Below are 24,587 nucleotides of genomic sequence, written 5' to 3'. Positions count from 1 at the left end.
CATGACAATGAGAAAGAAGAAGCGTCATGGCTGACAGGCTGTTTCAGGGTATTGCAGACCAGATCATCGCGCTGATCGATGAGGGCGTGTTTCCCCCCGGAACGCGGCTGCCCGGCGAGCGCGAACTGGCCGAACGCTTCAATGTCAGCCGCGTCACCATCCGCGAGGCGGAAATCGCCTTGCAGGCGGTCGGCGTGATCAAGATCAAGACCGGATCGGGTGTCTATGTCGCGGAACGCAGCGAACGCAATGACGAAGCGTTGCCCAGGGTCAGCGCACTGGAATTGACGGAGGCCCGGTCGCTGTTCGAATCGGAAGCGGCGGCGCTGGCCGCGCCGGTGATTTCCGATGCGGCGCTGGCGAAGCTGGACGAACTGCTTGCCGCCATGGCCCTGGACGATGGCGATGATGAGGCATCGACCGCCATCGACCGGGAATTTCACATGGTGATTGCGTCCGCGTCGGGCAACGCGGCGATCACCCATGTCGTGCGGACGCTCTGGCGATTGCGCACCGAACTGCCCGAAGTGCGCGATACGCATGAAAGCGTGTGCCATCATGACGGTTTGACCCGCCAGGATGAGCATGGCGCGATTGTGGAGGCGCTGCGCCGGCGTGATTCGCAAGGCGCGCGGCTTGCGATGCGGCAGCATTTCAACCGACTCTTGGGGTCGATGCTGGACGCGACGGAGGAGCGTGCGATTTCGGAGCTGAAGCGCAAGGCGCAGGAAAGCCGGGAGCGCTTTTTGATGAGCGCCAAGATCGGCTGAATGCCAAGATCGGCTGAATGCCAGGATCGGCTGTATGCTGCGGGGGCGTTCCGAGGGGCAACCGTCGGTTGGCCGTCGCGCAGATTGCGCCAGCTATTGCTGCCTACCTTCCGGGCTTCGGCGGGGACGGGCGCATGCCAGCCCGTGGCTGCTCCGTCTCCGCCCCGCCGGCCATGTCCCTTATCTTGGCATTCCGGTCAGGCCGCTGGCTTTTCGCAAGGCATCGCCGTTCAGGCGATAGCCATCCAGGAACACGGTGTTGACATGCCGAAGATTGGTCAGGTCCCGGGATACGTCGCCATCGACCAGAATGATGTTCGCCGTCTTGCCGGGCGTAATCGAGCCGACACGATCCGCCATGCCGGTGATCGTCGCGGGAATGATCGTTGCGGTCTGCAATGCCTCCGCATTGCTTAACCCGGCCTTTTCGTAGAGTTCGAGTTCGCGCACCAGCTCCAGCCCATAGCCGTCGGTGCCGGCGACGATCCTGACACCGGCCTTGTGCAGGCGTCCCACCAGGCCCACCATCTTGTCGAAGCTCTTGCGATAATCATCGCGCGTCAGTCCATCCGCCAGGGGATAGCCGCCGATCTTCCATCCCCGCACGATGGAGGGCGGGGCAACATCCGCGAACGGCGCATATTCGGGCGACAGGCTGGTGCCGTCCGACGTCATCAACGGTTCCCAGACGGTCAGTGTTGGATCGATAATCGTCCTTCGCGTCGCGAGTTCCGTGTAGAAGGCGTTCATCGCGGGGGAATCAAGGTCCACATCCTTGCCATATCGCGCCGGTCCCTCCAGTCGCGCGGCGGTATTGGCCTTGTCCACCACTTCCTGTGGCATCGCCTGCATCATGATGAAATTGATATGGGTCACTTCGTCATAGCCCGCGCGTACGGCGTCGAGCGGCCGCATTCCGGTAGGCACATGGCCATGGACATGCAGGCCCAGCCTATGCGCTTCGGCGGCGGCCGGCGCGATCCAGGCCGGAGTCATGGACGTGTAGAATTTGACACCCCACAAACCGGCCGCCTTGACTTTGTCCACCGCAGCTATCGCTTCCTGCGCCGACGACACGGTAAGCGCGCCCTGAGCCGCGAGCGGGTCCTTGCGATCGATGATCACGGATATCTTGCCATCCGGCGCAAGCAGGTCGCCTGCCGCCCGGCGCTTGTAGATGCCCAGCGCCTCGTCGATTATCGATCCGGGGCTGCGATAATTGGTCATGCCGGTCGCGACATTCTGCAGCAGATTCCAATCGTCGCCGACATGTTGATGCGCGTCCCACAGGCCTGGAGACAGCGTCTTGCCCCGACCGTCGATCACCACCGCGCCCTTCGGTGCGCGGACCGATCCACCCGCGCCCACGGCGGCGACCTTCCCGTCTGCAATCAGCACCGCCTGATCCGGCAGATAGCGCCCGGCGACGGAGTCGAACAGGAGCACATGATCGATCAGCGTCGGGGTGCGATTGGTCGGACTGAGAAAATCATGGGCGATGTCCCGCACCATGGCGGCGGTCGTCTGGTCCTGAATATCCTTCAGCCTTGGACCATTTTTCTCATAGCCCGCAGGCAGAAGGGAAATGATGCCTGCATTGCCGAAGAAGCGATTATGTTCATCCAGCCACACCGGCGAGGGGGAAAAGCCATAGCCCTTGATATAAGCCAGCTTGACCGTCTGCGTCCCCCGGGGGCCGTCGATCCGGACGGGTTGGCCGATGCTGATGGTGGCGTGTCCGGTGGGCAGCAGGTCGATGCCCTTGTCACCGGCTGCCACCAGCGCCTCGATATCCTTCTCGCCCGCAAGCCAGGGTCCGCCATAGCTGTTGTAGCGCTTGCCGGCGAAAGGCGCGGTTCCTTCATCGACCACCGTCTTCCAGCGCGCCGTGCCGTCGGCAGCTACGGAAAAGCTCTCGGTCGCGTCCCCCTGATCGGTATAGCCGCGAATGGTGATCGCGGTAGGTCGTCCGTCGGGACCGAGGGTCATCATTTCGTCGGTTTCCGTCACCCAACCGCGCAACGACATGGACATGCGATAGGCAATGCGCCCGTCGGTCGTCTTCCAGGACCAGATATCGCCATGATTTCCGGCGGTGGAACTGATCGTATAGTGACGCGCTTCCGCCGGCGGCGTCATCAACTGCTCCTTGGGCGTCGGCGCGGCGTCGGCGAGCGAGGAAACGGTGGCAAGAAGGGTGGCGAGCAATATCAGGCGCATATTCGAGTCTCTCCCCTATGAAGGGTGCAGACTGGCAAGGCTCACCGATTGGAGCAACGGATTTCGATGTCGCGGCGGCGGGCCTACCGCCGATCCGGTCTCAGGCGAATGGCATCGCCATCTTCTTCGTTCAATGCACAAAAGCCCAGGCTTGCGATAAGGCCGAGCGCTCCCATCAGGGCGAGAGCCAGACGTATGTCGGCGGCGGCGACCTCACTGCCATGACGCGCGACCATGGCCAGCTGGATCAGCAGTGCGGCGATGCTGACGCCAAGGCTCTGCGCCAGTTCCTGCGACATGCTGGCCAGCGCGCTGGCGCGGCCCATCGCCGGGTCGGGCAGGTCGGCAAAGGCCAATGTGCCAAGGCCGGTATATTGCAGGGACCGCGATACGCCGCCCAGAAACAGCGCGGGTATCAATAGCCATAGCGGCGATCCGGCGTCGAACAGCGCATAGCTGAGGCCGAACAGCGCGGCGATCACGGCGTTGGCGATCATCACCCGGCGGAAGCCGAAGCGATGCAGGATCGTGCCCGCCACCGCCTTCATCGCGAGCGCACCTGCGCCGCTGGTGAACAGGATCAGGCCGCTGGCAAGCGGACCAAGGCCTAGCCCGACCTGCAGCAGCAGGGCGAGCAGGATGGGGATCCCCGCTACCGTCACGCGCCAAAGGGTGCCATATTGCATGACGACACGAAAACTGTGCACGCGCAGCAGCTTGAGGTCGAGCAGCGGATGGCGGGCGCGCCGCGCATGGAGGACCGCCAGCGGCAAGGCGATCAGGCCGATGAGCGTCAGCAGCGCGATGGCCTGCCATTCCATCGACCCGGCGATTCCCGTCAGGGCCAGCGTGCCGCAGCACAGGCCCATGCCAAGGAGCAGGAAACCGGGCAGGTCGAACGGGCCGGGATGGGGACTGCGCAAATCCGGCACATGGTGCAGCGTCGCGGCGATGCCGATGAAACCCAGCGGAATGTTGATGAAGAAGATCCAGTGCCAGGAAGACAGCTGTACGATCAGCCCGCCCAACGGCGCACCCAGCACCGGCCCCATCAGCGCGGGCGCGGTGTAGAGGGAAATGGCGCGCACATAGTCATGGCGCGGCACGGCGCGCAGCATCATCAGCCGGCCGACCGGCGCCATCATCGCGCCGCCAATGCCTTGCATGACGCGTGCGGCGATCAGCTGCGGCAGCGATGTGGCAAGGCCGCAGAAGAGGGAGGCCAGGATGAACAGGCCGATCGCCCAGCAAAAGCTGGTGCGTGCGCCGAACCGTTCGCCAATCCAGCCGCTCGCCGGGATGAAGACCGCGATGCTAAGCAGATAGGCGCTGACCGCCAGGTTCATGCGCAGCACATCGGTGCCCAATGCCTGGGCCATGGCAGGCAGGGCGACGGTGATGGCGGTACCGTCGATCCCCTGCATCAGCAGTGCCGATCCGACGATCAGCGGCGCGATCGGGGAGAGAGGCGCAGGCGGCGCGCCGAAGCGGCCGCCCGCCTCGCGCGCGGCCTCGCCAGTGATCATGTCCATGGGCACCCCCGCTGCAAAGGAAAGCTGCCTCTCGCGCCTCCAGCCGCCTTCTGGCAAGGCGCACCTTATTGGAATTTCTCGGCGACCCTTATCCTTTCCAAATAGAAGGGTACGGGTTTTGCTGGGTTTTTAGGGATTGGCGGAAATTGCGACAGTCCAATCATGGACTGTCATAGGGGATCAAGAAATAATCATGGGATTTGCACGGCAGGATTTCATACGCCTTGATCATCGCTCCATATCGGGAGCTTTCTGGCAGGAAAGGATGACATCATGTCCACAGCCGCAGCCGAAATCATCGCCGCCGCGCAACTTGACATTCGCCCGCTCCAACCCACGATCGGTGCGGAAATCCACGGCGTCGACATCGGCAAGCCGATCAGCCCGGACGTGCGCGACGCCATTCGCGCGGCAGTGCTGGAATATAAGGTCGTCTTCTTCCGCGACCAGCAGCTCGACAATGATAGCCACGCCGCCTTCGCGCGTGAATTCGGGCCACTCTACACCCATCCCAGTACGACCCATGACCCCAAGGTCACGCCGATCCATAATATCTCCGCACTGGACAATGCGCGCTTCGACAAGCGCCAGGCGAAGGTGAAGATCAGGCCGGGCGAGGCCTATCATAGCGACACCAGCTGGCGCCTGGTGCCGACCTGGGGCGCGGTGCTGCGCGCGGTCGACCTTCCGCCGGTGGGTGGCGACACCGTCTGGGTCGACGCGCATCTTGCCTATGAGGGGCTTTCGGAGGAACTGAAGGACAGGCTGGAGGGGCTGCACGTCACCCATGACTATCGTCCGGCCCTGCTGGCGGATGGCCATGACTATCCGATCGTCGCCCATCCGGTGGTACGCACCCATCGCGAGACGGGGCAGAAGATCCTGTGGGTCAACCTGACGCAGAATCCGCAGATATTGGGTGTCGAACTGGCGGAAAGCCGCGACCTGATCGACCAGATATTGCTGCAATATAAGCGGCCCGAATTCCAGGTCCGCTTCTCGTGGAAGCCCGGCTCGGTCGCCTTCTGGGACAATCGCGCCGCCGTCCATTATGCGGTGCGCAACTATGGCGACTATCCACGCCTGCTGCACCGTGTCCTGATCGCCGATGAGCCGCTCTACGCCGATCTGTGAAGGGGCGAAGGGACGATGGCCGATACGGTCGCATTCGATTCCGATGGAGCGGCGGCAGCGCGCCGCCGCTCCCGCCCATGGCTGTGGGGCGCGCTGGTGTTGGCGCTGGCGGCACTTGCCGTCGTGCTGCTTCGCCCTGCCTCGCGGGCTGGGGCAGAGGATACCCGGACCTTGATCGTCGGGGATCAGCGCGGCGGCGCGCAGGCGCTGCTCAAGGCGGCGGGTGAACTGGACGACCTGCCCTACCGGATCAAATGGGCCTTGTTCCCGGCGGCTTCGCCATTGCTGGAGGCGCTGGACGCCGGGGCGATCGACATTGGCGGTATCGGCGGCGCGCCTTTCGCTTTCGCCTATGCCAGCGGCGCGCATATCAGGGCGGTCACTGCCTATCGGCCCATGGGAGATCATGCCGGCAAGGCGTCGGCCATCGTCGTGCCGAAAAATTCGCCCATCCGCACGCTTGCCGACCTGCGCGGCAGGAAGGTGGCGACGATCCGTGGATCGGCGGGTCAGGATCTGGTGCTGCGGTTGCTCGAACGGGCGCACATCGATCCCCGGACGATCCATTGGACCTATTTGTCCAATGGGGAATCGAAGGCCGCACTGGCGTCCGGCGCGATCGACGCCTGGTCCACCTGGGGCAGCTATGTCGGCATCGCCGTGCTGGAGGATGGCGACCGGATACTGGCCGACGGCGGCAATCTGCCCACCGGCGTCGGATTCTATGCCGCCAATGACCAGACGATCGAACGGAAGCGGGCGCTGCTCAGCGACTATGTCGCGCGGCTGGCTCGCGCGCGGGCCTGGGCGCGCGATCATCTCGACGATTATGCCCGTGTGCTGGCGGCGGACACCGGCCTGTCATTCGAGGTGGCGCGTTTTGCCGCCCGATCCTATGTCGGGTCGGCAGTGCCGATCGATGCGGCCCTTGTGCGCGAACAGGGGCTGATCTTCGAGCGCTATCACGCGGCCGGGCTAATTCCGGGCATTCCAAGGGCGGACAAGGGTTATGACGGATCGTTCAACCAGCAGGTGGCAGAGGCGATCAGCCGCATCGGCGCATAGGTTGCACCTATGACGTGGATGCTCCTGTCCCGCCGCCGCGCGCTGGCGAGCCTCGCCGCCACCGGCCTGCTCGCCGGTTGTGGCCGCGGCGCTGATGCCGACACACTGAAGGTCGGCAGCCAGAAGGGGGGCACCAAGGCGCTGATGCTGTCGTCCGGCGCACTGGATGGTATCGGCTATGCGATCGAATGGGCGGAGTTCCCCGCGGCGCAGAATCTGCTGGAAGCCGTCGGCAGCGGCGCTGTCGATGTCGGCTTGGCGGGCGATGCGCCGTTCCAGTTCGCATACCAGAGCGGCCTGCCGATCAAGGCCGTTTCGGCCCAGCGCAGCGATCCGCGCCCCAGCGAGGCTGTGGCCATCATCGTACCCGGCGACTCGCCAGTGCGCACCATCGCGGACCTGAAGGGCAAGCGCATAGCCACCACGCGCGGGTCGATCGGCTATTATCTCGCCCTGCGCGCCTTGCATGAGGCGGGCCTGCCGCCGGACACGGTGCATTTCACCTGGTTGACGCCGGGCGACACGCGCGCGGCCTTCGCCACGCGCACCATCGATGCCTGGGCCTGCTGGACGCCCTACACGTCGACCGCGCTGAAGGAAGGCGCGCGCGTCATCGCCGATGGACAGACGCTGATCCACGGCTATGCGTTCGAAGTGGCCAATGAACAGGCGATCGCGCGCAAGCGGACGATCCTCGTCGACTTCCTGCAACGGGAGGCGAAGGCGCTGGACTGGGCGGCGGCGCACCCCGCAGATTATGCCAGGGTGCTGGCGGCGGAAACCGGATTGCCGCTGGATATAGCGCTTATCATGGTGCGCAAGAATAGCCGCCACGCCGTGCCGATCAGCCGGGCCATTGTCGCGGACCAGAACATCGTCCTCGATACCTTTCGTGATGCGGGAGAAATCAAGCCGACCCGGCCACTGGATGACGCCTTCGTCATACTATGAATATATCTCATCGATATATTGGAAATTTAAAATAAAATTAAACTAAACCGACTTGCAGTTTAAATTGCTTAATTTGCCGCGCTGCGACCGATAGCAATCGTCCCCGAAATACATGTTTCAGGGAATGATGATGATCCTACCGACTCTGCTGAAGCGCACGGCTTCGACTGTCTATTTCGTTGTCGCCCTTGCCGGCAGCGCCCATGCTGCCGATGCCGTCCAGCCGGCCGCGCCCGATGATGCGATCGCAGAGGGCGGCGCCATCGTCGTGACCGGCGTGCGTGGCGCGCGGCCGCGCACGGTGGCGGACAGTCCGGTGCCGATCGACGTCATCGACACGCGTGAATTGCAGGCGACCGGCCGCGTCGGCCTGAAGGACATATTGGGCAATATCGTGCCGTCATTGACCGTCCCGGCGCTGGGCGGCGGCGGTACTTCGTCGGGCGCCAAGCCGATCTCCATCCGGGGTCTGAGCGGTGATTATGTGCTGGTGCTGGTCAACGGCAAGCGTCGGCACACCACCTCGCTCATCAACAATCTCTCCCGCGTGTCGGGCGGCAGCACCCCGGTCGATATCGACCTGCTTGCCGCCAATGCCATCGGCCGCGTCGAAGTGCTCCGCGACGGCGCAGCCGCCCAATATGGGTCGGACGCGATCTCGGGAGTCATTAACTTCATCCTCGACGCCTCGCCCGAAGGCGGCGAGTTCGCCACGACCGCCGGCAGCCTTTATGAAAGGGGCGGGGAACTGATCCAGCAGTCGGTCAGCTATGGCAGCCGGCTGGGCGCGGACGGCGGCTTCGTCCGCTTTGCGGCAGAAGGCAAGTTCCATGATCGCGCCGACCCGTCCGGCGCGATCGTCGCGGACTCGGTCGACCTCTATCCCCGTCTGGCGAACGGCTCCCGCGATCCGCGCGAAGCGACGATCGACCGCAACCGGGCCGGCAATTATGGCCGCACCAACCGCGATTATATCGTCAACGGCTCCTATAATGCGGAACTGCCCCTGAGCGACGCCACGACGCTCTACAGCTTCTCGACGCTCAGCTATCGCGATATCAAGGATGGCCGTGGCCAGTTCAACGCTAACAACATCAACTCGCTGCCGGAAATATTTCCCAACGGCTTCCTGGCCAAGCGGCGCATCTGGGAAACCGACTTCCAGGTCACGGCCGGGGTGCGAACCACGCTGGCCGGCTTCGACGCGGACTTCAGCAGCAGCTTCGGCCGGGACGACGTAAAGCTGGGCGCGGTGGACACGCTCAACCCGTCGCTGGGACCGAGCAGCAAGACCAGCTTCTTCATGGGCAAGCAGATTTCCAGCCTCTGGGTCAACAATGCCGATTTCAGCCGGACCTTCGAGCTGGGCTTGGCGGAGCCGCTGACCCTGGCCTTCGGCTTCGAACATCGGTGGGAGCGGTTCCAGAACAAGGCGGGTGAACCCGACAGCTATCGCGACGGCGGCTATGTCATCCCGACCGGCGCCACGCCCTTCCAGCTGGCCTATGGCGGCCAGCGTCCGGCGGCCAGCCTCGTCTCCTTCACCGGCACGACCCCGGCCGACGCCTTCGTCCTTACCCGCAACAATGTCGCCGCCTATGTCGATATCGGCGCCAACATCACCAAGGCCTGGTTCGTGGGTGTTGCCGGCCGGGCCGAACATTATACCGACAGTTCGGGCGACACGGTCAGCGGCAAATTCTCAACCCGCTACGAGATATTGCCCGGCTTCGCCCTGCGCGGCGGCGTCAATACCGGCTTCCGCGCGCCCTCGCTGGCACAGCAGGGCTTCTCGACCTCGCAAAATACCAGCATAACCATCAATGGCGATCGCGTGCCGCAACTCGTCAAGTTTCTGGCGCCTAACGATCCGATCGCCGGCTATTTCGGTGCCAAACCGCTGACGCCGGAAAAATCGCTGAACTTCACCGCCGGCGCGACCTTCGAAAGCGGGGCTTTCCGCCTGACCGTTGACGGCTATCAGATTCGGATCAAGGACCGGATCGTGAAGACCGAAATCCTCAACAGCGCGGAGGCCAAGGCGATCCTCGCCAGTCCCGCAGTTACGGCGATACTGGCGGCGCGTGGGGTGCCGGGCATCAGCAGCGCGCAATTCTTCATCAACGGCGTCGATACCCGCACGCGCGGCATCGACGCCGTGGCGGAATATACGCTTCGCACCGGCTCATTGGGCGATTTCAAGCTCAACGCCGCCTATAGCTACAACAAGACCAGGCTGCTGGATGTCGCGGCCAATCCCGCCAACCTGTCCAACACGATCCTGTTCGGCCGGCAGGCGCGCGCGGACCTGACCAGCGCGACGCCGCGCGACAAGCTGGTGCTGAGCAGCGAATGGACGATCGGCGCGCTCCGCAACCTGCTGCGCGTGACCCGCTTCGGCAAATATACGGAAACCGGCACCAGCCAGACGTCGACGGCGGATGACCGCACTTTCAGTCCGAAATGGGTGACGGACCTCGACATTTCGGCGCAGGTCACGCGGTCGATCAACCTGGCCGTGGGCGCGAACAATCTGTTCGACGTCTATCCCGATGATATCGGCGTGATCCAGGCCAATACCGGCAGCGGCCTCTACGGCAATTTCGCGCCCTTCGGCCTGAGCGGTGGCTTCTATTATGCGCGGGTTGGCGTGAAATTCTAGAGCATTATGCGGAGCCAAAGGCCAGCGCAGCTAAAAGTGGGAACCGGTTTTAGCAACGCTGGCCTTCGGCTCCGCTTAAGACGATGCGACAACAAAGAACTAGACCGCGCGCCCTGCGTCCGATTTAACGCAGCGCGCCCTGGAAGGCGCACCGGTGAGTTGCATGGGCAGCCGGGGCTGGCTCAGGCGTCTTCGTACAATTCCAGCGGCAGCCCATCGGGATCGGCGAAGAAGGTAAAGCGCTGGCCGGTAAATTCGTCGACCCGGATCGGCTCGCATTCCACCCCGTGGCCCGCCAGTCGCGTCACCTCGGCGTCAAGGTCGGCGACCATGAAGGACAGGTGCCGAAGCCCGCAGGCTTCGGGGCGCGAAGGGCGGGCCGGCGGCTCGGAGAAAGAGAAAAGCTCGATCTGCGCATTGCCCGCGTCGAGATCGCATTTCCAGCTGTCCCGGGCCTCCCGATACACTTCGTGCAGGACGGGAAGGCCCAGGATTTCGGTGTAGAAATGGCGTGAGCGCGTGTAGTCCGAGCCGATGATGGCGATATGGTGGACGCCGCGCAGCCCCATGCCTTATCGCTCGATCTGGCTGACGTCGCGCACCGCGCCCTTGGCGGCGTTGGTGGTCATCGCCGCATAGGCGCGCAGCGCTGGCGATACTTCGCGCTTGCGGCCGAAGGGCTTCCACGCCTTGTCGCCGCGCGCTTCCATCTCGGCGCGACGTTCGGCGAGGATGGCGTCGTCCAGATCGACCTTGATGACGCGCGCCGGGATGTCGATGACGATCGGATCGCCCGTTTCCACAAGCGCGATCAGGCCGCCTTCGGCTGCCTCTGGCGAGACATGGCCGATCGAAAGGCCCGACGTGCCGCCGGAAAAGCGCCCGTCGGTGATGAGCGCGCAGGCCTTGCCCAGCCCCTTCGACTTCAGATAGCTGGTCGGGTAGAGCATTTCCTGCATGCCCGGCCCGCCCTTCGGCCCTTCATAGCGGATGATGACGACGTCGTTCGCCTTCACTTCATTGCCGAGGATGCCGGCGACGGCCGCGTCCTGGCTTTCATAGACGCGCGCCGTGCCGTGGAAGACGAGGATGCTCTCGTCCACGCCGGCGGTCTTCACGATGCAGCCTTCGGGCGCAAGATTGCCGAACAGCACGGCGAGGCCGCCATCCTTCGAGAAGGCATGGTCTGCCGAGCGGATCACGCCCTTTTCGCGGTCGGTGTCCAGCTCCTCCCAGCGGGCCGACTGGCTGAAGGCGACTTGCGTCGGGACACCGCCGGGGGCGGCGCGGTAGAAGTTGCGGACTTCTTCGCTGTTCGTCCGGCCAATGTCCCAGCGGGCTAGCGCGGCCGCCATGGTCGGCGCATGAACGGTCGGCAGGCTGGCGTCGATCAGGCCGGCGCGCTCCAGCTCGCCCAGGATCGCCATGATGCCGCCGGCGCGGTGGACGTCCTCCATATGGACGTCGTTTTTGGCCGGCGCGACCTTGCACAGGCACGGCACGCGGCGCGACAGCCGGTCGATGTCCGCCATGGTGAAGTCGATGCCGCCCTCGAACGCGGCGGCCAGCAGATGCAGCACCGTGTTGGACGACCCGCCCATGGCGATGTCGAGGCTCATGGCGTTCTCGAATGCAGCGAAATTGGCGATGTTGCGGGGCAGGACGCTCTCGTCATCCTGCTCATAATAGCGTTTGGTGATGTCGACGATGACATGGCCGGCTTCACGAAACAGCCGCTCGCGGTCCGAATGGGTGGCCAGCGTCGAACCATTGCCCGGCAGTGACAGGCCCAAAGCCTCGGTCAGGCAGTTCATCGAATTGGCGGTGAACATGCCCGAGCAGCTGCCGCAAGTGGGGCAGGCCGACCGTTCGATGGTCTGCACTTCCTCGTCCGTGTAATTTTCGTCGGCGGCGACCACCATGGCGTCGACCAGGTCGAGCGCGACCTTCTTGCCGCGCACGGTGGCCTTGCCCGCTTCCATCGGTCCGCCCGACACGAAGACGACGGGGATATTGAGGCGCATCGCGGCCATCAGCATGCCGGGCGTGATCTTGTCGCAGTTGGAGATGCAGACGATCGCGTCGGCGCAATGCGCGTTGACCATATATTCGACGCTGTCGGCGATCAGGTCACGGCTGGGCAGCGAATAGAGCATGCCGCCATGGCCCATGGCGATGCCGTCATCGACCGCGATGGTGTTGAATTCCTTGGCGACGCCGCCAGCCGCTTCGATCTCCCGCGCGACCAGCTGGCCCAGATCCTTGAGATGAACGTGACCGGGCACGAACTGGGTGAAGCTGTTGGCGATGGCGATGATGGGCTTGCCGAAATCCTCGTCCTTCATCCCCGTCGCGCGCCACAGGCCGCGCGCGCCGGCCATGTTGCGGCCGTGGGTGGTGGTACGGGAACGGTAGGCAGGCATGACTCGGATCCTTCAGGCAATATCGCGGCCCCTCTACAGGCTGGGGGCGGCCTGTGAAACATATTATTCCTTTTATGGAGTCATTGCGCCATTTTCTTGCGTCATCTGGGCGCGACCTTCAGCAGCGCCACGCGCAGGCACTGGCAGACGATCTCATCGCGCTGGTTGAACAGGCGGTGGGTGAAGGTGACGATGCCCGCGCCGGGGCGCGACTTGCTGGACTTGAGGTCCGTCACCTCTGTTTCGCAGCGCAGCGTATCGCCGATGAAGACGGGATTGGGCATGACGAGCTTGTCATAGCCAAGGTTCGCGACCAGCGTTCCCAGCGTCGTGTCGCCGACCGACAGGCCCACCATCAGCGCGAAGGTGAAGGTGCCATTGACGAGGATCTGGCCGAACTCGCTGGCCTTCGCGAACTCGGCGTCGAGGTGCAGCGGTTGCGGATTATGGGTCATGGTCGTGAAGAGGAGGTTGTCCGTCTCCGTCACGGTGCGACGGATGTCATGGGCGATCCGGTCGCCGATGGTCCACTGATCGAAATACCGTCCCGCCATGACCTTTCCCTTAACTTCGCACATTTCCCGCAAATTTCGACATTTCATGTCAAATGTAGGAAATTATATTATAATTCAGTCGGTTGATTGGAGTATAGCCCAGACGGCAGCCTGTAGGACAGGAGTTAGTCAGCCTTCTCGATCTTCGCCAGCAATACGCCTTCGCTGACCTGTCCGCCTTCGGCGGCGTCGAGGTCCGCGACGATGCCATCGAAGGGCGCGACCAGACTATGCTCCATCTTCATGGCTTCGAGCGTCAGCAGCTTCTGGCCCTTGGCGACCCTGTCCCCCGCCGCGACCGCGACCGCGATGATGCGGCCGGGCATGGGCGAGAGGATCGCGCCATCGGACGCAGCGCCGGAAGCGACGCCTGATACCCGCAGCGGTTCGATCCGCCAGGTCTGCCCCTCTTCACTCAGCCAGGAAGCGGTCGGCGGCGCCATCGGACCGGCGAGCGGCTTCTGGTCGATATAGTCGTGGATCGGCATGTGGACAGCGATGGTCTGTCCATTGACCGACAGCCGAATATCCTGCTGCATGGGCGCATTCAGCCGGAACCCCGCCAGAGCCTGCCGCCCATAATGTTGTGCGGCGTCGGACAGGGCATCGTCCGATGGCATGGCGGGCGGCATCAGGCTGTCGCCCGCGCGCTCGATCAGGCCGGTATCGACCGTGCCCGCGACGAAATCCGGATGGCCCAGCAGGTTCATCAGGAAAGCCGCATTGGTCCGGACTGGCCAGATGCTGCTGTCGTTCAATGCACGGACCAGATCTTCGCGTGCGCCTTCGCGGTCGCTCCCATGCGCGATCATCTTGGCGATCATCGGATCGTAGAAGGGCGATATGGTTGCGCCCTGATAGACGCCCTTGTCGATACGAACGCTGCCATCCAGCTCGAACTGCTCCAGCCGGCCGATCGACGGCAGGAAGCCTTTGGCTGGATCTTCGGCATAGAGGCGGACCTCCATGGCATGGCCGTTGATCGACAGTTCATGCTGCTTCTTCGGCAACGGCTCGCCCGAGGCGGCACGGAGCTGCCATTCGACCAGATCCTGGCCGGTGATTTCCTCGGTCACGGGATGCTCGACCTGCAGCCGGGTGTTCATTTCCATGAACCAGACGCGATCGGCCTTGATATAGCCCGCCGACCCGTCGGCGATGAACTCGATCGTACCGGCGCCGACATAGTCCACCGCCTTGGCCGCGCGCACCGCTGCGTCGCAGATGGCGGCGCGGGTGAATTCGGTCATCCCCGGCGCGGGGGCTTCCTCGATCACCTTCTGGTGCCGCCGCTGGAGCGAACAGTCGCGCTCGAACAGATGGACGACATTGCCATGGCTGTCGCCGAAGACCTGCACCTCGATATGACGCGGGTTGGTGATCCATTTTTCGAGCAGGACGATGTCGTTGCCGAAGCTGGACGCCGCCTCGCGTCGGCAGGAGGCAAGCGCGTCGGCGAAGTCGGCGGCGCTGTCCACCTTGCGCATGCCCTTGCCGCCGCCGCCGGCCACCGCCTTGATGAGGACGGGATAGCCGATCTTCTCGGCCTCGGCGGCGAGCCGTTCGGGCGACTGGTCCTCGCCCAGATAGCCGGGCGTGGTCGGGACGCCCGCCGCCTGCATCAATGCCTTGGCCGCGTCCTTCAGGCCCATGGCGGTGATGCTGGACGGATTGGGGCCGACCCAGATCAGCCCGGCGTCGATCACCGCCTGCGCAAATTCCGCATTCTCGCTGAGGAAGCCATAGCCCGGATGGATCGCCTCCGCCCCGGTGGCCCTGGCGGCGGCGATGATCTTCTCGCCGACCAGATAGGATTCCCGTGCGGGCGAGGGGCCGATATGCACGGCTTCGTCGGCGGAGCGGACATGCAGGGCATCGGCGTCGGCATCCGAATAGACGGCGACGGTGCGGATGCCCATGGCTCGCGCGGTGCGAATGATCCGGCAGGCGATTTCGCCGCGATTGGCGATGAGGAGAGAGGTGATCATCGTGGACGTCTCCTACCGTTGAGTCTCAATTCTGGCGAGATCTGCTCAATCCAATGGCGCTCTCGCTCGTTCAAGCGGCTTGGCTCAACATTTTCCAGAATTTCGAGATGGACTGGTCGGCCGTCCATCACAGCTCGGTAAAGAGCGAGATGTACATATCGGAATCCATTTCGATCTTGCGGCCGATAAGGGAGACCATCTCGCAACTTCTGGACATTCTTTGTATACTCTCGAAGAATTCGCGAGGCTCTAGTGAAGCGTCCCACATAAAGGCCTTCGCCTTCGATGGTGAATCGGTAGATGCCTGGTCGGGAGCATGATCCATTTGTTTCGTCGGGCGCTGGCCAAAACATAATCACATCCTGAAAATGCCGAACTGCGCGCGGTCGTCGACCGGGGCGTTCAGCGTTGCGGCAAAGGCGAGGCCGAGGACGTCGCGGGTCTGGGCCGGGTCGATGACGCCATCGTCCCACAGCCGCGCCGTGGCGTAATAGGGATTGCCTTCATGCTCATATTTCTGGCGGATCGGCGCTTTGAAAGCTTCTGCTTCGTCCGGCGTCCATTTGGCCGCGTCGCGGTGGACGGTGGCGAGCACGCTCGCCGCTTGTTCGCCGCCCATCACGCTGATCCGTGCATTGGGCCAGGTGAACAGGAAGCGCGGCTGATAGGCGCGGCCGCACATGCCGTAATTGCCCGCGCCGAAGCTGCCGCCGATCAGCACCGTGATCTTGGGCACCTGCGCGGTGGCGACGGCGGTGACGAGCTTCGCGCCATTCTTCGCGATGCCCTCCGCCTCATATTTGCCGCCGACCATGAAGCCGGAGATATTCTGGAGGAAAAGCAGCGGAATGCGTCGCTGGCAGGCCAGTTCGATGAAATGCGCGCCCTTGAGCGCGCTTTCGCTGAAGAGGACGCCGTTATTGGCGAGGATCGCCACCGGCATGCCCCAGATATGGGCGAAGCCGCAGACGAGCGTGGCGCCATAGAGCGGCTTGAACTCGTGAAACTCGCTGCCATCGACGATCCGCGCGATGATCTCGCGGACGTCATAGGGCGCGCGGACATCGTTGGGAATGATGCCATAGAGGTCGGTCGGGTCATGGCGGGGCGGGCGCGGATCGCGCAGGTTGAGGTCGGGCTGGCGGTCCGGCTGGAAGGTCGAGACGATATCGCGCACGATGGTGAGCGCATGATCGTCATTCTCAGCGACATGATCGACCACGCCAGACTTGCGGCCATGCAGGTCGCCGCCGCCCAGATCCTCCGCGCTGATGACCTCGCCCGTGGCGGCCTGCACCAGCGGCGGACCGGCGAGGAAGATGGTGCCCTGATTGCGCACGATCACCGTCTCGTCCGACATGGCGGGAACATAGGCGCCGCCGGCGGTGCAACTGCCCATGACGCAGGCGATCTGCGGAATGCCGCGTGCGGACAGGTTCGCCTGATTATAGAAGATGCGGCCGAAATGGTCGCGGTCGGGAAAGACGTCCGCCTGGTTGGGCAGGTTCGCGCCGCCGCTGTCGACCAGATAGAGGCAGGGCAGGCGGTTTTCGAGCGCGATTTCCTGCGCGCGCAAATGCTTCTTGACGCTGAGGGGGTAATAGGTGCCGCCCTTTACCGTGGCGTCGTTGCAGGCGATCATCACCTGCCGGCCGGATACGCGGCCGATGCCGGCGATGATGCCGGCGCCGGGCACCTCGTCATGATAGAGGCCATTGGCGGCGAGCTGGCCGATCTCCAAGAAGGGCGAGCCGGGATCGAGCAGCCGCTCGACGCGGTCGCGCGGAAGCAGCTTGCCGCGCGCCACATGCTTGTCGCGGGCGCTGGCCGATCCGCCCTGCGCGGCGGCGGCGACCCTGGCGCGCAATTCCTCGGCGAGGGCGCGGTTATGGGCGGCATTGGCGCGGAAGCCCTCGCTGTCGGGCGACAGCTTGGTGTCGAGGATGGGGGCACTCATGCGCCGATCAACTCGCGGCCAATCAGCATGCGGCGTATCTCGTTGGTGCCAGCGCCGATATCCAGCAGCTTGGCGTCGCGCATATAGCGTTCGACCGGCCAGTCCTTCGTATAGCCCGCGCCGCCCAGCGCCTGCACCGCCTCCAGCGCGACCTTCATCGCATTCTCGCTGGCGAGCAGGATCGCGCCGGCTGCGTCGAAACGGGTCGTCTGTCCCGCATCGCAGGCGCGGGCGACGGCATAGACATAGGCACGGGCGGAATTCAGCGCGACATACATGTCGGCGACCTTGGCCTGCATCAGCTGGAAGGCGCCGATGGGTTTGCCAAACTGCCGCCGCTCACGGACATAGGGGATGACGGTGTCGAGGCAGGCCTGCATGATGCCGAGCTGGATGCCCGACAGCACGGTGCGCTCATAGTCGAGGCCCGACATCAGCACGCCCGCGCCGCCGTTGAGCGGTCCCATGATATTCTCCTCCGGCACCTCGCAATCGTCGAAGATCAGTTCGGCGGTGGGGGAACCGCGCATGCCGACCTTGTCGATCTTCTGCCCGATGGAAAAGCCCTTCATGTCCTTTTCGATCAGGAAGGTGGTGATGCCCTTCGACCCCTCACCGGTCTTGGCATAAACGACCAGCGTGTCGGCATAAGCGGCGTTGGTGATCCAGAACTTGGTGCCGTTGAGGACGTAGCGGTCGCCCTTCTTCTCCGCCTTCAGCTTCATCGAGACGACGTCGGAGCCTGCGCCGGCTTCCGACATGGCGAGGCTGCCGACATGTTCGCCGGAGATCAGCTTGGGCAGATAGCGCGCCTTCTGTTCGGCATTGCACCAGCGGCGGATCTGGTTGACGCAGAGGTTGGAATGGGCGCCGTAGCTGAGGCCGATCGAGGCGGAGGCGCGGGCGACTTCCTCCTGCGCGACGACATGCTCCAGATAGCCGAGGCCAAGGCCGCCATACTCTTCTTCCACAGTGATGCCGTGCAGGCCGAGCGCGCCCATTTCGGGCCAGAGGTCGCGCGGGAACCAGTCCTTCGCGTCGATCTCCGCCGCCAGCGGGGCGATGCGGTCGGCGGCGAAGCGGGCGGTGCTGGTCCGGATCATGTCCGCCGTCTCGCCCAGCGCGAAGTCGAAATTGCTCATTGGCCTCTCCTTTGCCTGTCAGGCTAACGCAACGGCGGTTCAATTCAAAATTGAAAGATTTTCGGGTCTGTTATAGATGGTATCTATGATAGAACGCTATCAGCTCCGTTATTTCCTGGCCGTGGTCGATCAGGGCAATTTTTCCCGCGCGGCCACCCACTGCAATGTCGCGCAGCCGACCCTGTCGGTCGGCATCGCCAAGCTGGAACGCGCATTGGGCGGGGCTTTGTTCCTTCGATCGGGTCATCGGGTCGAACTGACGCAGGCGGGATCGCGGCTGCTCGCCCATGCGCGGCGGATCGAGGGCGAGTTCAACTTGGCGCAGCAGGCGATGGCTGGCTCGGCGCAGGGGCCGTTGACGCGCATGGGGGTGCTTAAAAGCCTGCCCGGCGCGACCATAGCGGCGATCGCGCGGGACGCGCGACGGATCGACCCGGCGGCGCGGCTGGAATTGGTCGAGGGGACGGAGCGCGAATTGCTGGGCCATGTCGCACGCGGGCGGGTCGATTGCGCGCTGACGCTGGTGGGGCGGGGCAGCGACCGGTTTCTGGAGGAGCCGTTGCGGCAGGAGGGCTATGCGCTGGCGGTGCCGGTCGATCATCCGGCGGCGGGACAGGCTTCGGTCGCGGCGGAGACGCTGAACGAGGACGTGATGATCGTGCGCCGCCATTGCGAGGCGCTGTCGGAAACCAGCCGCTTCTTCACCGAGCGCGGGGTGCGCCCGCATTTCGCCTATCGATCGGTCAATGACGAGCGGGTGATGCAGATGGTCGCGGCGGGGGTAGGGATCACGCTGATGCCTGAAGGCTTCGAGGCGCCTGATATCGCCCGGCCGAAGCTGGCGGGGTTCGACCTCCGGCGGACGATCGGCCTTGCCTATGCCGCGACGGTCGAGGCGATGGCGGTATCGCCGCCGGCGATCGTGATGGCGGCCCGCAGGATGCTGGGCGAGCGGCCCTGAGAAGGGCGCCGCCGGACCGGCGGGCAGTCCGGCCCGGCGGCGGGGGAAACCGGCCTTAAAGGTCGGATCTGGAAATTATATACGACCTCCGTTCGTTTCGAGCGTGTCGAGAAACGAGAAGCGCAGTTCCATCCGCTTCTCGCGACTGGTCCTCGGTTTACTTGCCCGACGCGACCAGCCGCATCGCCGCGCCGGTCATCTCTCCTCGAGCTTGGAGCAGGTTCGTCCCGACTCCGTGACACCATCATTGTGAGGGATGACCACCGGCCGCTCAAAGCCGGCCGGTGGAGGATTAGCCCTAACTGGCCCGGTCGTTGATCAGGGTGGCGACCATATTCTCCGCTCCCCAAGGGAAGCTGACGTCGATTTCACCATCCGCCCGGCGCGCCTTGATCGCGTTGCCAAGGCTGGCCTCCGCTTCGAAATGCAGCGAGAAGTCGCCTTGACGCCATCCGAACGACAGACGCCCGGCGCCCAAGCTGCGTTCCGCGTCCTGTGCGCTTCTCACGCGAAGCGTCACCTGACCCCTCGCCTGACCTTGCGCGCCTTCGAATAGGATCATGGCGTCGATGACCGGGTAGGGCGGTTCACCGGGCAGATCGAATGTGCCGAAGGTCTGGGCCAGGCGAACGACGTCGGGCGCAGGGGCGACGGCGGTTGCGTCGTTCGCCTGCGATAGGGCGCGACCGGACAGGTCGATCGAGGCGTTCACGACCGCAGACGGAACCAGTTCCATCGACAAGCGATCGACCCGGACGTCATCGATGACGACAGCCGGGCTGCCCGCGTCGCTCACCACGAAACGCGCAGGAGGGATCGAACCGGGGGCGAAGCGATGCCGCCAGAGGCCGTCACCATCCTCCACCGTTTCCGCCTGCCCGATGACCAGTTCAAGCCACCGCCCGATGTTGCGCGCGTCGACCGGCACGGTGACTTTGGCGGAATCGTCGGATGTCTCGACGTCTAGGATCGGAAAGCCGAGCGCGGGACTACCGCCCACCTGCCCGGACAGGCTGCGCGACATGCTCCAGCGTCCGTTGGCGTAGGGGAGGTTCCAGACCTCCGTGATCCGCCCGTTTTCGACATGGAATATTTCTATGCCGCACAGCTTCCAGTTGGGATCGCTGCCGGTGACGTTCCAGACCAAAGTCACATATTCGTCGTCGCCATAAAATACGACATTTTCGAACACTGTCTTCAGATCGTCGTAGCTGTGCCGGATCCGGGCCTCCTGCTCGTCATGCGACAGGGGAACGCGGCTGTTGGGATCGTGGCGGATGATGGGATCGGCGCAAAGTTCGCGGACCAGTTCGGCCTTGCCTTCGTTCCAGGCCTTCATCACATAGTCGGTCACGATATCCAGTGCACGTCTGCTCACGATGGTTCCTCTCCTATATCTGGTTCGTGAATAGCGTGCGGCCCATGCGTGGCGCCAATCGGATTCGTGACCGGTTCCATCGCCACCGCCGATCAATCCAGTTTATCGACATCGACGATCAGTCGCGGTTCACTTCCTATTGGTGCTGAAAGACAGACGGAAGCATGCTTCCATGATCAACGATAATGACTGCTGGAGAGGATCGTCGCTTGTCCCATTCGACTGCGCCTGCATTGCTGAGTCAGTTGCCCCAGATGGATTGCGCGTGGCTCAACGCAGCGCTTCATGCGGGAGGCTTTCCCGAAGCGGACGTGGCGAGTTTCGCAATCAGGCCGATCGGCGCGGGGAATGTCAGCGATACCGTCAGGGTCGAGCTGGCCTATCGTTCCCACGGTCCCGCTCCATCTTCCATCATCTGCAAGTTCAGCAGCAGCCATCCCGACAATCATGCGCACGGCGTCGGCAGCGGATCCTATTATCGGGAAGTCAACAGTTACGAGATATTGAAAGCCACCGCCGACTGCTGTTGCATTCCTCGTCCCTTCTGGGTTGCGGGCGGCCCTGACAATATCAATCTGGTCATGGAGGATCTGAGCGAAGACACCCGCGCAGGAGACCAGATCGCTGGCTGTGGACCCGATGACGCCGCGAGCGTCATCGTCGAACTTGCAAAGCTGCATCGCGCCTTCTTTCCGATGGCGAGAGAGGACGCTCCGGTCTGGGGCATGACGATGGCGGATACAGCCGACTATTGGGTGGCGGCGATCGAACGGGCGCTGCCTGTGATCCGCGAGCATGTCTCCGGCCGATTGACGCCAGAAGAAATGGCTACGGTCGAAGAGGCGCGGGTCATGGCGCCTTCATGGTATCGCCTGCCGGTGCTGCACGGGACGCTTACCCATGGCGACCCCAGGGTCGACAATATCCTGTTCAGGGACGGCAAGGATGGGGTGCAGGCCATCCTGATCGACTGGCAGATGACAGGCTGGCGCAATCCGATGCACGACGTCGGCTATTTTCTTTCGGGCAGCGTCTCCGTCGATGACCGGCGCGCGCATGAAAGGGCGCTGCTCTCCCTCTACGCGAAAACTCTGGGCGATGAGAGAGAATATGGTCTGGAGATGATTAGCGAAGACTACCGGCTCCAGCTGCTGAGCGGCCTCATGACCACCATCGCCTCTTACGGCGTCCTGCCGCTCAACGCGGTCACGGATCGCCTGATGTTCACCCTGTTGCGGCGCAATGTGGCAGCGGCGATGGATTGGGAGTCTTTGTCGTCCATATCGAAAGGCGGATAGGGGTGATTTCGACACGGTCGGACCATCATGTCCCGTCGCCATATGCTGGTGATGGGTCGAAGATTGGTTGCGTGCTGCATGACCCGGCGAACTCATCGTTAGCTGCAATAAATGTTGTGCCAGAAACGATTGGATAGTGGGCCACGCCCACATCATTTTTCAGCAGAGACGGCGTTTTCGCCGCAGCAGCGACCGAAGAGTCGTCAGGATGAGGGGAGAGTATATGAAAGCAATTTATCATTTCGGTAGCGTCGTCGCTATCGCGTTCGCGCTGAGCGCCGGAACTGCGCAGGCCCAGCAAACGGGGGCGGCGCCCGTCGCTGCCGAGCCGCAGCAAAATGCCGGCGCCGGTCTGGCGGACATTGTCGTGACGGCGCAGCGCCGTTCCGAAACCGCGCAATCGACGCCGCTCGCGATCACGGCGATCGGCGGCGAGACGCTCAAGAGCGCAGGCGTGTTTCAGGCGTCGGACCTCGCCCAGAGCGTCCCCAATCTTCAGATCGCAGCACCGTTCGGCAAAGCGCAGCCCAATTTCGCGCTGCGCGGCATATCGATCGCCAACGAGTATAACGCCAATACCGCGTCTCCGATCGGCGTCTACATCGACGATGCCTATATGAGTTCGCGCAGCAGCCACGGCATTCAGCTCTACGATCTTGAACGTGTCGAGGTTCTGCGTGGTCCTCAAGGCACGCTTTATGGGCGTAACACCACGGCGGGCGCGATCAACTTCATCACCAAGCGGCCGGATCTCACGCGCAACGACGGCTTCGTCGAGATGGGATATGGCAACGAAAACCGGATCAGCGCGAGCGGGGCGGCCAGTCTGGTGGTCGTTCCGGACAAGCTGGCCATCCGTGGCGCGTTCGACATCGTCCATTCGGACGGTTATGTGAAGAACATCTTTCCCGGCCAGCCCGACGCATCGTCGGAAGATAGCAAGGCAGGCCGCCTTTCCCTGCTGTGGAAGCCGGATGACAGTTTCACGTTGTTCCTCAAGGGCTATTATGGCCGGAGCAATCCCTATGCGGGGGCCATTCACAGCATTGGCATCGGTCCGGGGGGCGTCAATCCCGTCACCGGCTACAATCGCAGCAATCTTGGCTTCTATGAAATCGACAGCTTCCATATCGGCCATTACACGACCGAGGCCAAGGGCGTGCTGCTGACGCTGTCGAAGGAACTGAGCGACGCGCTGACGCTCTCGACCCTGACGTCCTATGACAAGGGTTTCCGCGATAACGATCAGGAAGGGACGCATTCCCCGGTCGATGCTCTGGACGTCGTCTATCGCGACCGTTTCCAGCAGTTCAACCAGGAAGTCCGGGTGAATTACGATCATGACGGGCTGAAGGCGATTTTGGGCGGCTATTATGGATGGGATCGGGTCAACGTATTCAACACGTTCACTTTCTTCCAGTTTCTGAAGTCGGCCGTCCCGTTCAATTTTCCCAACAGCGGTTTTGGCGTGGACACCCGGTTCAGCCAAACGCGTCGGTCGAAGGCAGTGTTCGGGCAGGTGGATTATGACCTGACCGACAAGCTGACGGCGTCCATCGGTTTACGATACACATGGGACACGCTGCGCTATTATAAGGGCAACGCCAACATCCTCGATTATGACGGCAATCCCGTTCTGAACTCGGTCGGCAATCCGGCGGACTCTTTCGATCCGGTCAACGCGCCGGGCATCGGCCCCTATAATCCCACTTCCTATCTCGCCAAAGGTCAGGACAACAAGGCGCTGTCGGGTCGTGCCGCGCTGAATTACCAGTTCACGCCGCAGATCCTCGGTTATATCTCCTACAGCCGGGGCTATCGCGCTGGATCGGTCAATGGCGGCGGCTATCTTGGCAATCAGTTGGTGACACTGGTCGCGCCCGAAAAGGTCGACGCCTATGAAGCAGGGCTGAAGAGCGAGTTGTTCGACCGGCGCGTGCGCTTCAACCTGGCGGGCTTCTATTACAAGTATAAGAACCAACAGTTGCAGGAGGTGCTGGGCGCAGTCGCGGTCCTGCGCAATGCGCCCAAATCGAGCCTTTATGGCGTAGAGGCCGAAGTGACCGCCGTATTGGGCGACCGGCTCACGGCCAACGCCTCGCTCGGCTATCTTCATACGCGCTATGACGATCTGACCTTGTCCGGCGTCAATCTGGATGGAAACCAGCTCCCGTTCGCACCGAATTTCACGTTCAACGGCGGCTTCGACTGGACGGTCGCCGATTTCGGCACAGGCAGAATCAAGGTCAGCCCGAACGCCGCCTATATCGGGCGACAGTGGTTTTCGCCCTTCAACGGCGGACCTTCGAGCACGACCGATACGATCGGCAACGCCCGTCAACAGCAGAAGGGCTATTGGCTGATTGGCGGCAATGTCGGCCTGACACTGGACAACGGCCTCTACGTGACCGCTTGGGCCAAGAATATCGCGAACAAGAAATATTATGTCTACGGTCTCGATCTGCGATCCAGCTTTGGCATGGACTATCTCGCTCTGGGTGCACCGCGCAGCTACGGTCTGACCGTCGGTATGCGTTTTTAGGTCGCTCCTG

The 24,587-nt window shown here is 63.2% G+C and carries 17 protein-coding genes; 8 read left to right on the top strand and 9 right to left on the bottom strand.

Annotated features, from left to right (window positions below; all coding sequences use genetic code 11):
• Positions 1-26 precede the first annotated feature (26 nt).
• Positions 27-770, top strand: a complete 744-nt coding sequence (locus DM806_RS11705) for a FadR/GntR family transcriptional regulator (RefSeq protein WP_179043377.1) — start codon at positions 27-29, stop codon at positions 768-770.
• 180 nt (positions 771-950) lie between these two features.
• Here the strand turns inward: DM806_RS11705 and DM806_RS11700 are convergent, their stop codons facing one another.
• Complete coding sequence (locus DM806_RS11700; protein ID WP_179043376.1) at positions 951-2,990, bottom strand: amidohydrolase family protein; 2,040 nt, start codon at positions 2,988-2,990, stop codon at positions 951-953.
• An 83-nt stretch (positions 2,991-3,073) separates the two neighbouring features.
• Entirely contained in the window at positions 3,074-4,522 is a 1,449-nt protein-coding gene (locus DM806_RS11695) for an MFS transporter (protein ID WP_179043375.1), read from the bottom strand.
• 273 nt (positions 4,523-4,795) lie between these two features.
• Between DM806_RS11695 and DM806_RS11690 the strand changes: the two genes are divergently transcribed.
• From DM806_RS11690 to DM806_RS11675, 4 genes are all read left to right on the top strand, one after another.
• Complete coding sequence (locus tag DM806_RS11690; RefSeq protein ID WP_179043374.1) at positions 4,796-5,656, top strand: TauD/TfdA dioxygenase family protein; 861 nt, start codon at positions 4,796-4,798, stop codon at positions 5,654-5,656.
• A 15-nt stretch (positions 5,657-5,671) separates the two neighbouring features.
• Positions 5,672-6,721 (top strand): ABC transporter substrate-binding protein, encoded by a 1,050-nt coding sequence (locus DM806_RS11685; RefSeq protein WP_179043373.1) that lies wholly within the window; start codon positions 5,672-5,674, stop codon positions 6,719-6,721.
• A 9-nt stretch (positions 6,722-6,730) separates the two neighbouring features.
• Positions 6,731-7,672 (top strand): ABC transporter substrate-binding protein, encoded by a 942-nt coding sequence (locus DM806_RS11680; protein WP_306294759.1) that lies wholly within the window; start codon positions 6,731-6,733, stop codon positions 7,670-7,672.
• A gap of 130 nt (positions 7,673-7,802) precedes the next feature.
• Positions 7,803-10,334: a TonB-dependent receptor plug domain-containing protein gene (locus DM806_RS11675; protein WP_256869259.1), complete on the top strand. Its 2,532-nt coding sequence runs from the start codon at positions 7,803-7,805 to the stop codon at positions 10,332-10,334.
• Positions 10,335-10,516: 182 nt separating this feature from the next.
• Here DM806_RS11675 and gloA2 read toward each other — a convergent pair whose 3' ends face one another.
• From gloA2 to DM806_RS11645, 6 genes are all read right to left on the bottom strand, one after another.
• The gene (gloA2, locus tag DM806_RS11670) at positions 10,517-10,897 is read right to left on the bottom strand and encodes an SMU1112c/YaeR family gloxylase I-like metalloprotein (protein ID WP_218647471.1); all 381 of its coding nucleotides are present in this window, start codon (positions 10,895-10,897) and stop codon (positions 10,517-10,519) included.
• A gap of 9 nt (positions 10,898-10,906) precedes the next feature.
• The gene (gene ilvD, locus DM806_RS11665; protein ID WP_179043370.1) at positions 10,907-12,757 is read right to left on the bottom strand and encodes a dihydroxy-acid dehydratase; all 1,851 of its coding nucleotides are present in this window, start codon (positions 12,755-12,757) and stop codon (positions 10,907-10,909) included.
• A 101-nt stretch (positions 12,758-12,858) separates the two neighbouring features.
• On the bottom strand, positions 12,859-13,311 hold the full coding sequence (locus tag DM806_RS11660; RefSeq protein ID WP_179043369.1) for a MaoC family dehydratase: 453 nt from the start codon (positions 13,309-13,311) through the stop codon (positions 12,859-12,861).
• Positions 13,312-13,436: 125 nt separating this feature from the next.
• Positions 13,437-15,299: an acetyl-CoA carboxylase biotin carboxylase subunit gene (locus DM806_RS11655; RefSeq protein ID WP_179043368.1), complete on the bottom strand. Its 1,863-nt coding sequence runs from the start codon at positions 15,297-15,299 to the stop codon at positions 13,437-13,439.
• 355 nt (positions 15,300-15,654) lie between these two features.
• Entirely contained in the window at positions 15,655-17,256 is a 1,602-nt protein-coding gene (locus DM806_RS11650; protein ID WP_179043367.1) for a carboxyl transferase domain-containing protein, read from the bottom strand.
• Positions 17,253-18,398, bottom strand: coding sequence for an isovaleryl-CoA dehydrogenase (locus DM806_RS11645; protein ID WP_179043366.1), 1,146 nt, complete (start codon positions 18,396-18,398; stop codon positions 17,253-17,255). The genes DM806_RS11650 and DM806_RS11645 overlap by 4 nt, the downstream gene beginning before the upstream one ends.
• Positions 18,399-18,483: 85 nt before the next feature.
• On the opposite strand from DM806_RS11645, the gene DM806_RS11640 reads away from it, so the two are divergent.
• On the top strand, positions 18,484-19,359 hold the full coding sequence (locus DM806_RS11640) for a LysR family transcriptional regulator (RefSeq protein WP_179043365.1): 876 nt from the start codon (positions 18,484-18,486) through the stop codon (positions 19,357-19,359).
• Between the two features lie 298 nt (positions 19,360-19,657).
• On the opposite strand, the gene DM806_RS11635 is transcribed toward DM806_RS11640, so the two are convergent.
• Positions 19,658-20,737 (bottom strand): phage tail tube protein, encoded by a 1,080-nt coding sequence (locus DM806_RS11635; protein ID WP_179043364.1) that lies wholly within the window; start codon positions 20,735-20,737, stop codon positions 19,658-19,660.
• Between the two features lie 209 nt (positions 20,738-20,946).
• Here DM806_RS11635 and DM806_RS11630 point away from each other — a divergent pair, with 209 nt between their 5' ends.
• Positions 20,947-22,035, top strand: coding sequence for a phosphotransferase family protein (locus tag DM806_RS11630; RefSeq protein ID WP_179043363.1), 1,089 nt, complete (start codon positions 20,947-20,949; stop codon positions 22,033-22,035).
• A 223-nt stretch (positions 22,036-22,258) separates the two neighbouring features.
• Entirely contained in the window at positions 22,259-24,577 is a 2,319-nt protein-coding gene (locus tag DM806_RS11625) for a TonB-dependent receptor (protein WP_179043362.1), read from the top strand.
• The last annotated feature ends 10 nt before the right edge of the window (positions 24,578-24,587 follow it).

Origin of the sequence: Sphingobium lactosutens (assembly GCF_013393185.1) — a bacterium.
GTDB classification, from domain to species: domain Bacteria; phylum Pseudomonadota; class Alphaproteobacteria; order Sphingomonadales; family Sphingomonadaceae; genus Sphingobium; species Sphingobium lactosutens_A.
Note: the sequence above shows the minus strand (reverse complement) of the source record. Positions and strands in the feature narration are given on the sequence as shown.

Bases quoted from the DNA above. Each gene is read 5' to 3' on its own strand.
- DM806_RS11660 (WP_179043369.1), bottom strand. From the start codon at position 13,311: ATGGCGGGACGGTATTTCGATCAGTGGACCATCGGCGACCGGATCGCC.
- DM806_RS11680 (WP_306294759.1), top strand. From the start codon at position 6,731: ATGACGTGGATGCTCCTGTCCCGCCGCCGCGCGCTGGCGAGCCTCGCC.
- DM806_RS11690 (WP_179043374.1), top strand. From the start codon at position 4,796: ATGTCCACAGCCGCAGCCGAAATCATCGCCGCCGCGCAACTTGACATT.
- DM806_RS11675 (WP_256869259.1), top strand. From the start codon at position 7,803: ATGATCCTACCGACTCTGCTGAAGCGCACGGCTTCGACTGTCTATTTC.
- ilvD (WP_179043370.1), bottom strand. From the start codon at position 12,757: ATGCCTGCCTACCGTTCCCGTACCACCACCCACGGCCGCAACATGGCC.
- DM806_RS11650 (WP_179043367.1), bottom strand. From the start codon at position 17,256: ATGAGTGCCCCCATCCTCGACACCAAGCTGTCGCCCGACAGCGAGGGC.
- DM806_RS11705 (WP_179043377.1), top strand. From the start codon at position 27: ATGGCTGACAGGCTGTTTCAGGGTATTGCAGACCAGATCATCGCGCTG.
- DM806_RS11700 (WP_179043376.1), bottom strand. From the start codon at position 2,990: ATGCGCCTGATATTGCTCGCCACCCTTCTTGCCACCGTTTCCTCGCTC.
- DM806_RS11645 (WP_179043366.1), bottom strand. From the start codon at position 18,398: ATGAGCAATTTCGACTTCGCGCTGGGCGAGACGGCGGACATGATCCGG.
- DM806_RS11695 (WP_179043375.1), bottom strand. From the start codon at position 4,522: ATGGACATGATCACTGGCGAGGCCGCGCGCGAGGCGGGCGGCCGCTTC.
- DM806_RS11685 (WP_179043373.1), top strand. From the start codon at position 5,672: ATGGCCGATACGGTCGCATTCGATTCCGATGGAGCGGCGGCAGCGCGC.
- DM806_RS11655 (WP_179043368.1), bottom strand. From the start codon at position 15,299: ATGATCACCTCTCTCCTCATCGCCAATCGCGGCGAAATCGCCTGCCGG.
- DM806_RS11625 (WP_179043362.1), top strand. From the start codon at position 22,259: ATGAAAGCAATTTATCATTTCGGTAGCGTCGTCGCTATCGCGTTCGCG.
- DM806_RS11640 (WP_179043365.1), top strand. From the start codon at position 18,484: ATGATAGAACGCTATCAGCTCCGTTATTTCCTGGCCGTGGTCGATCAG.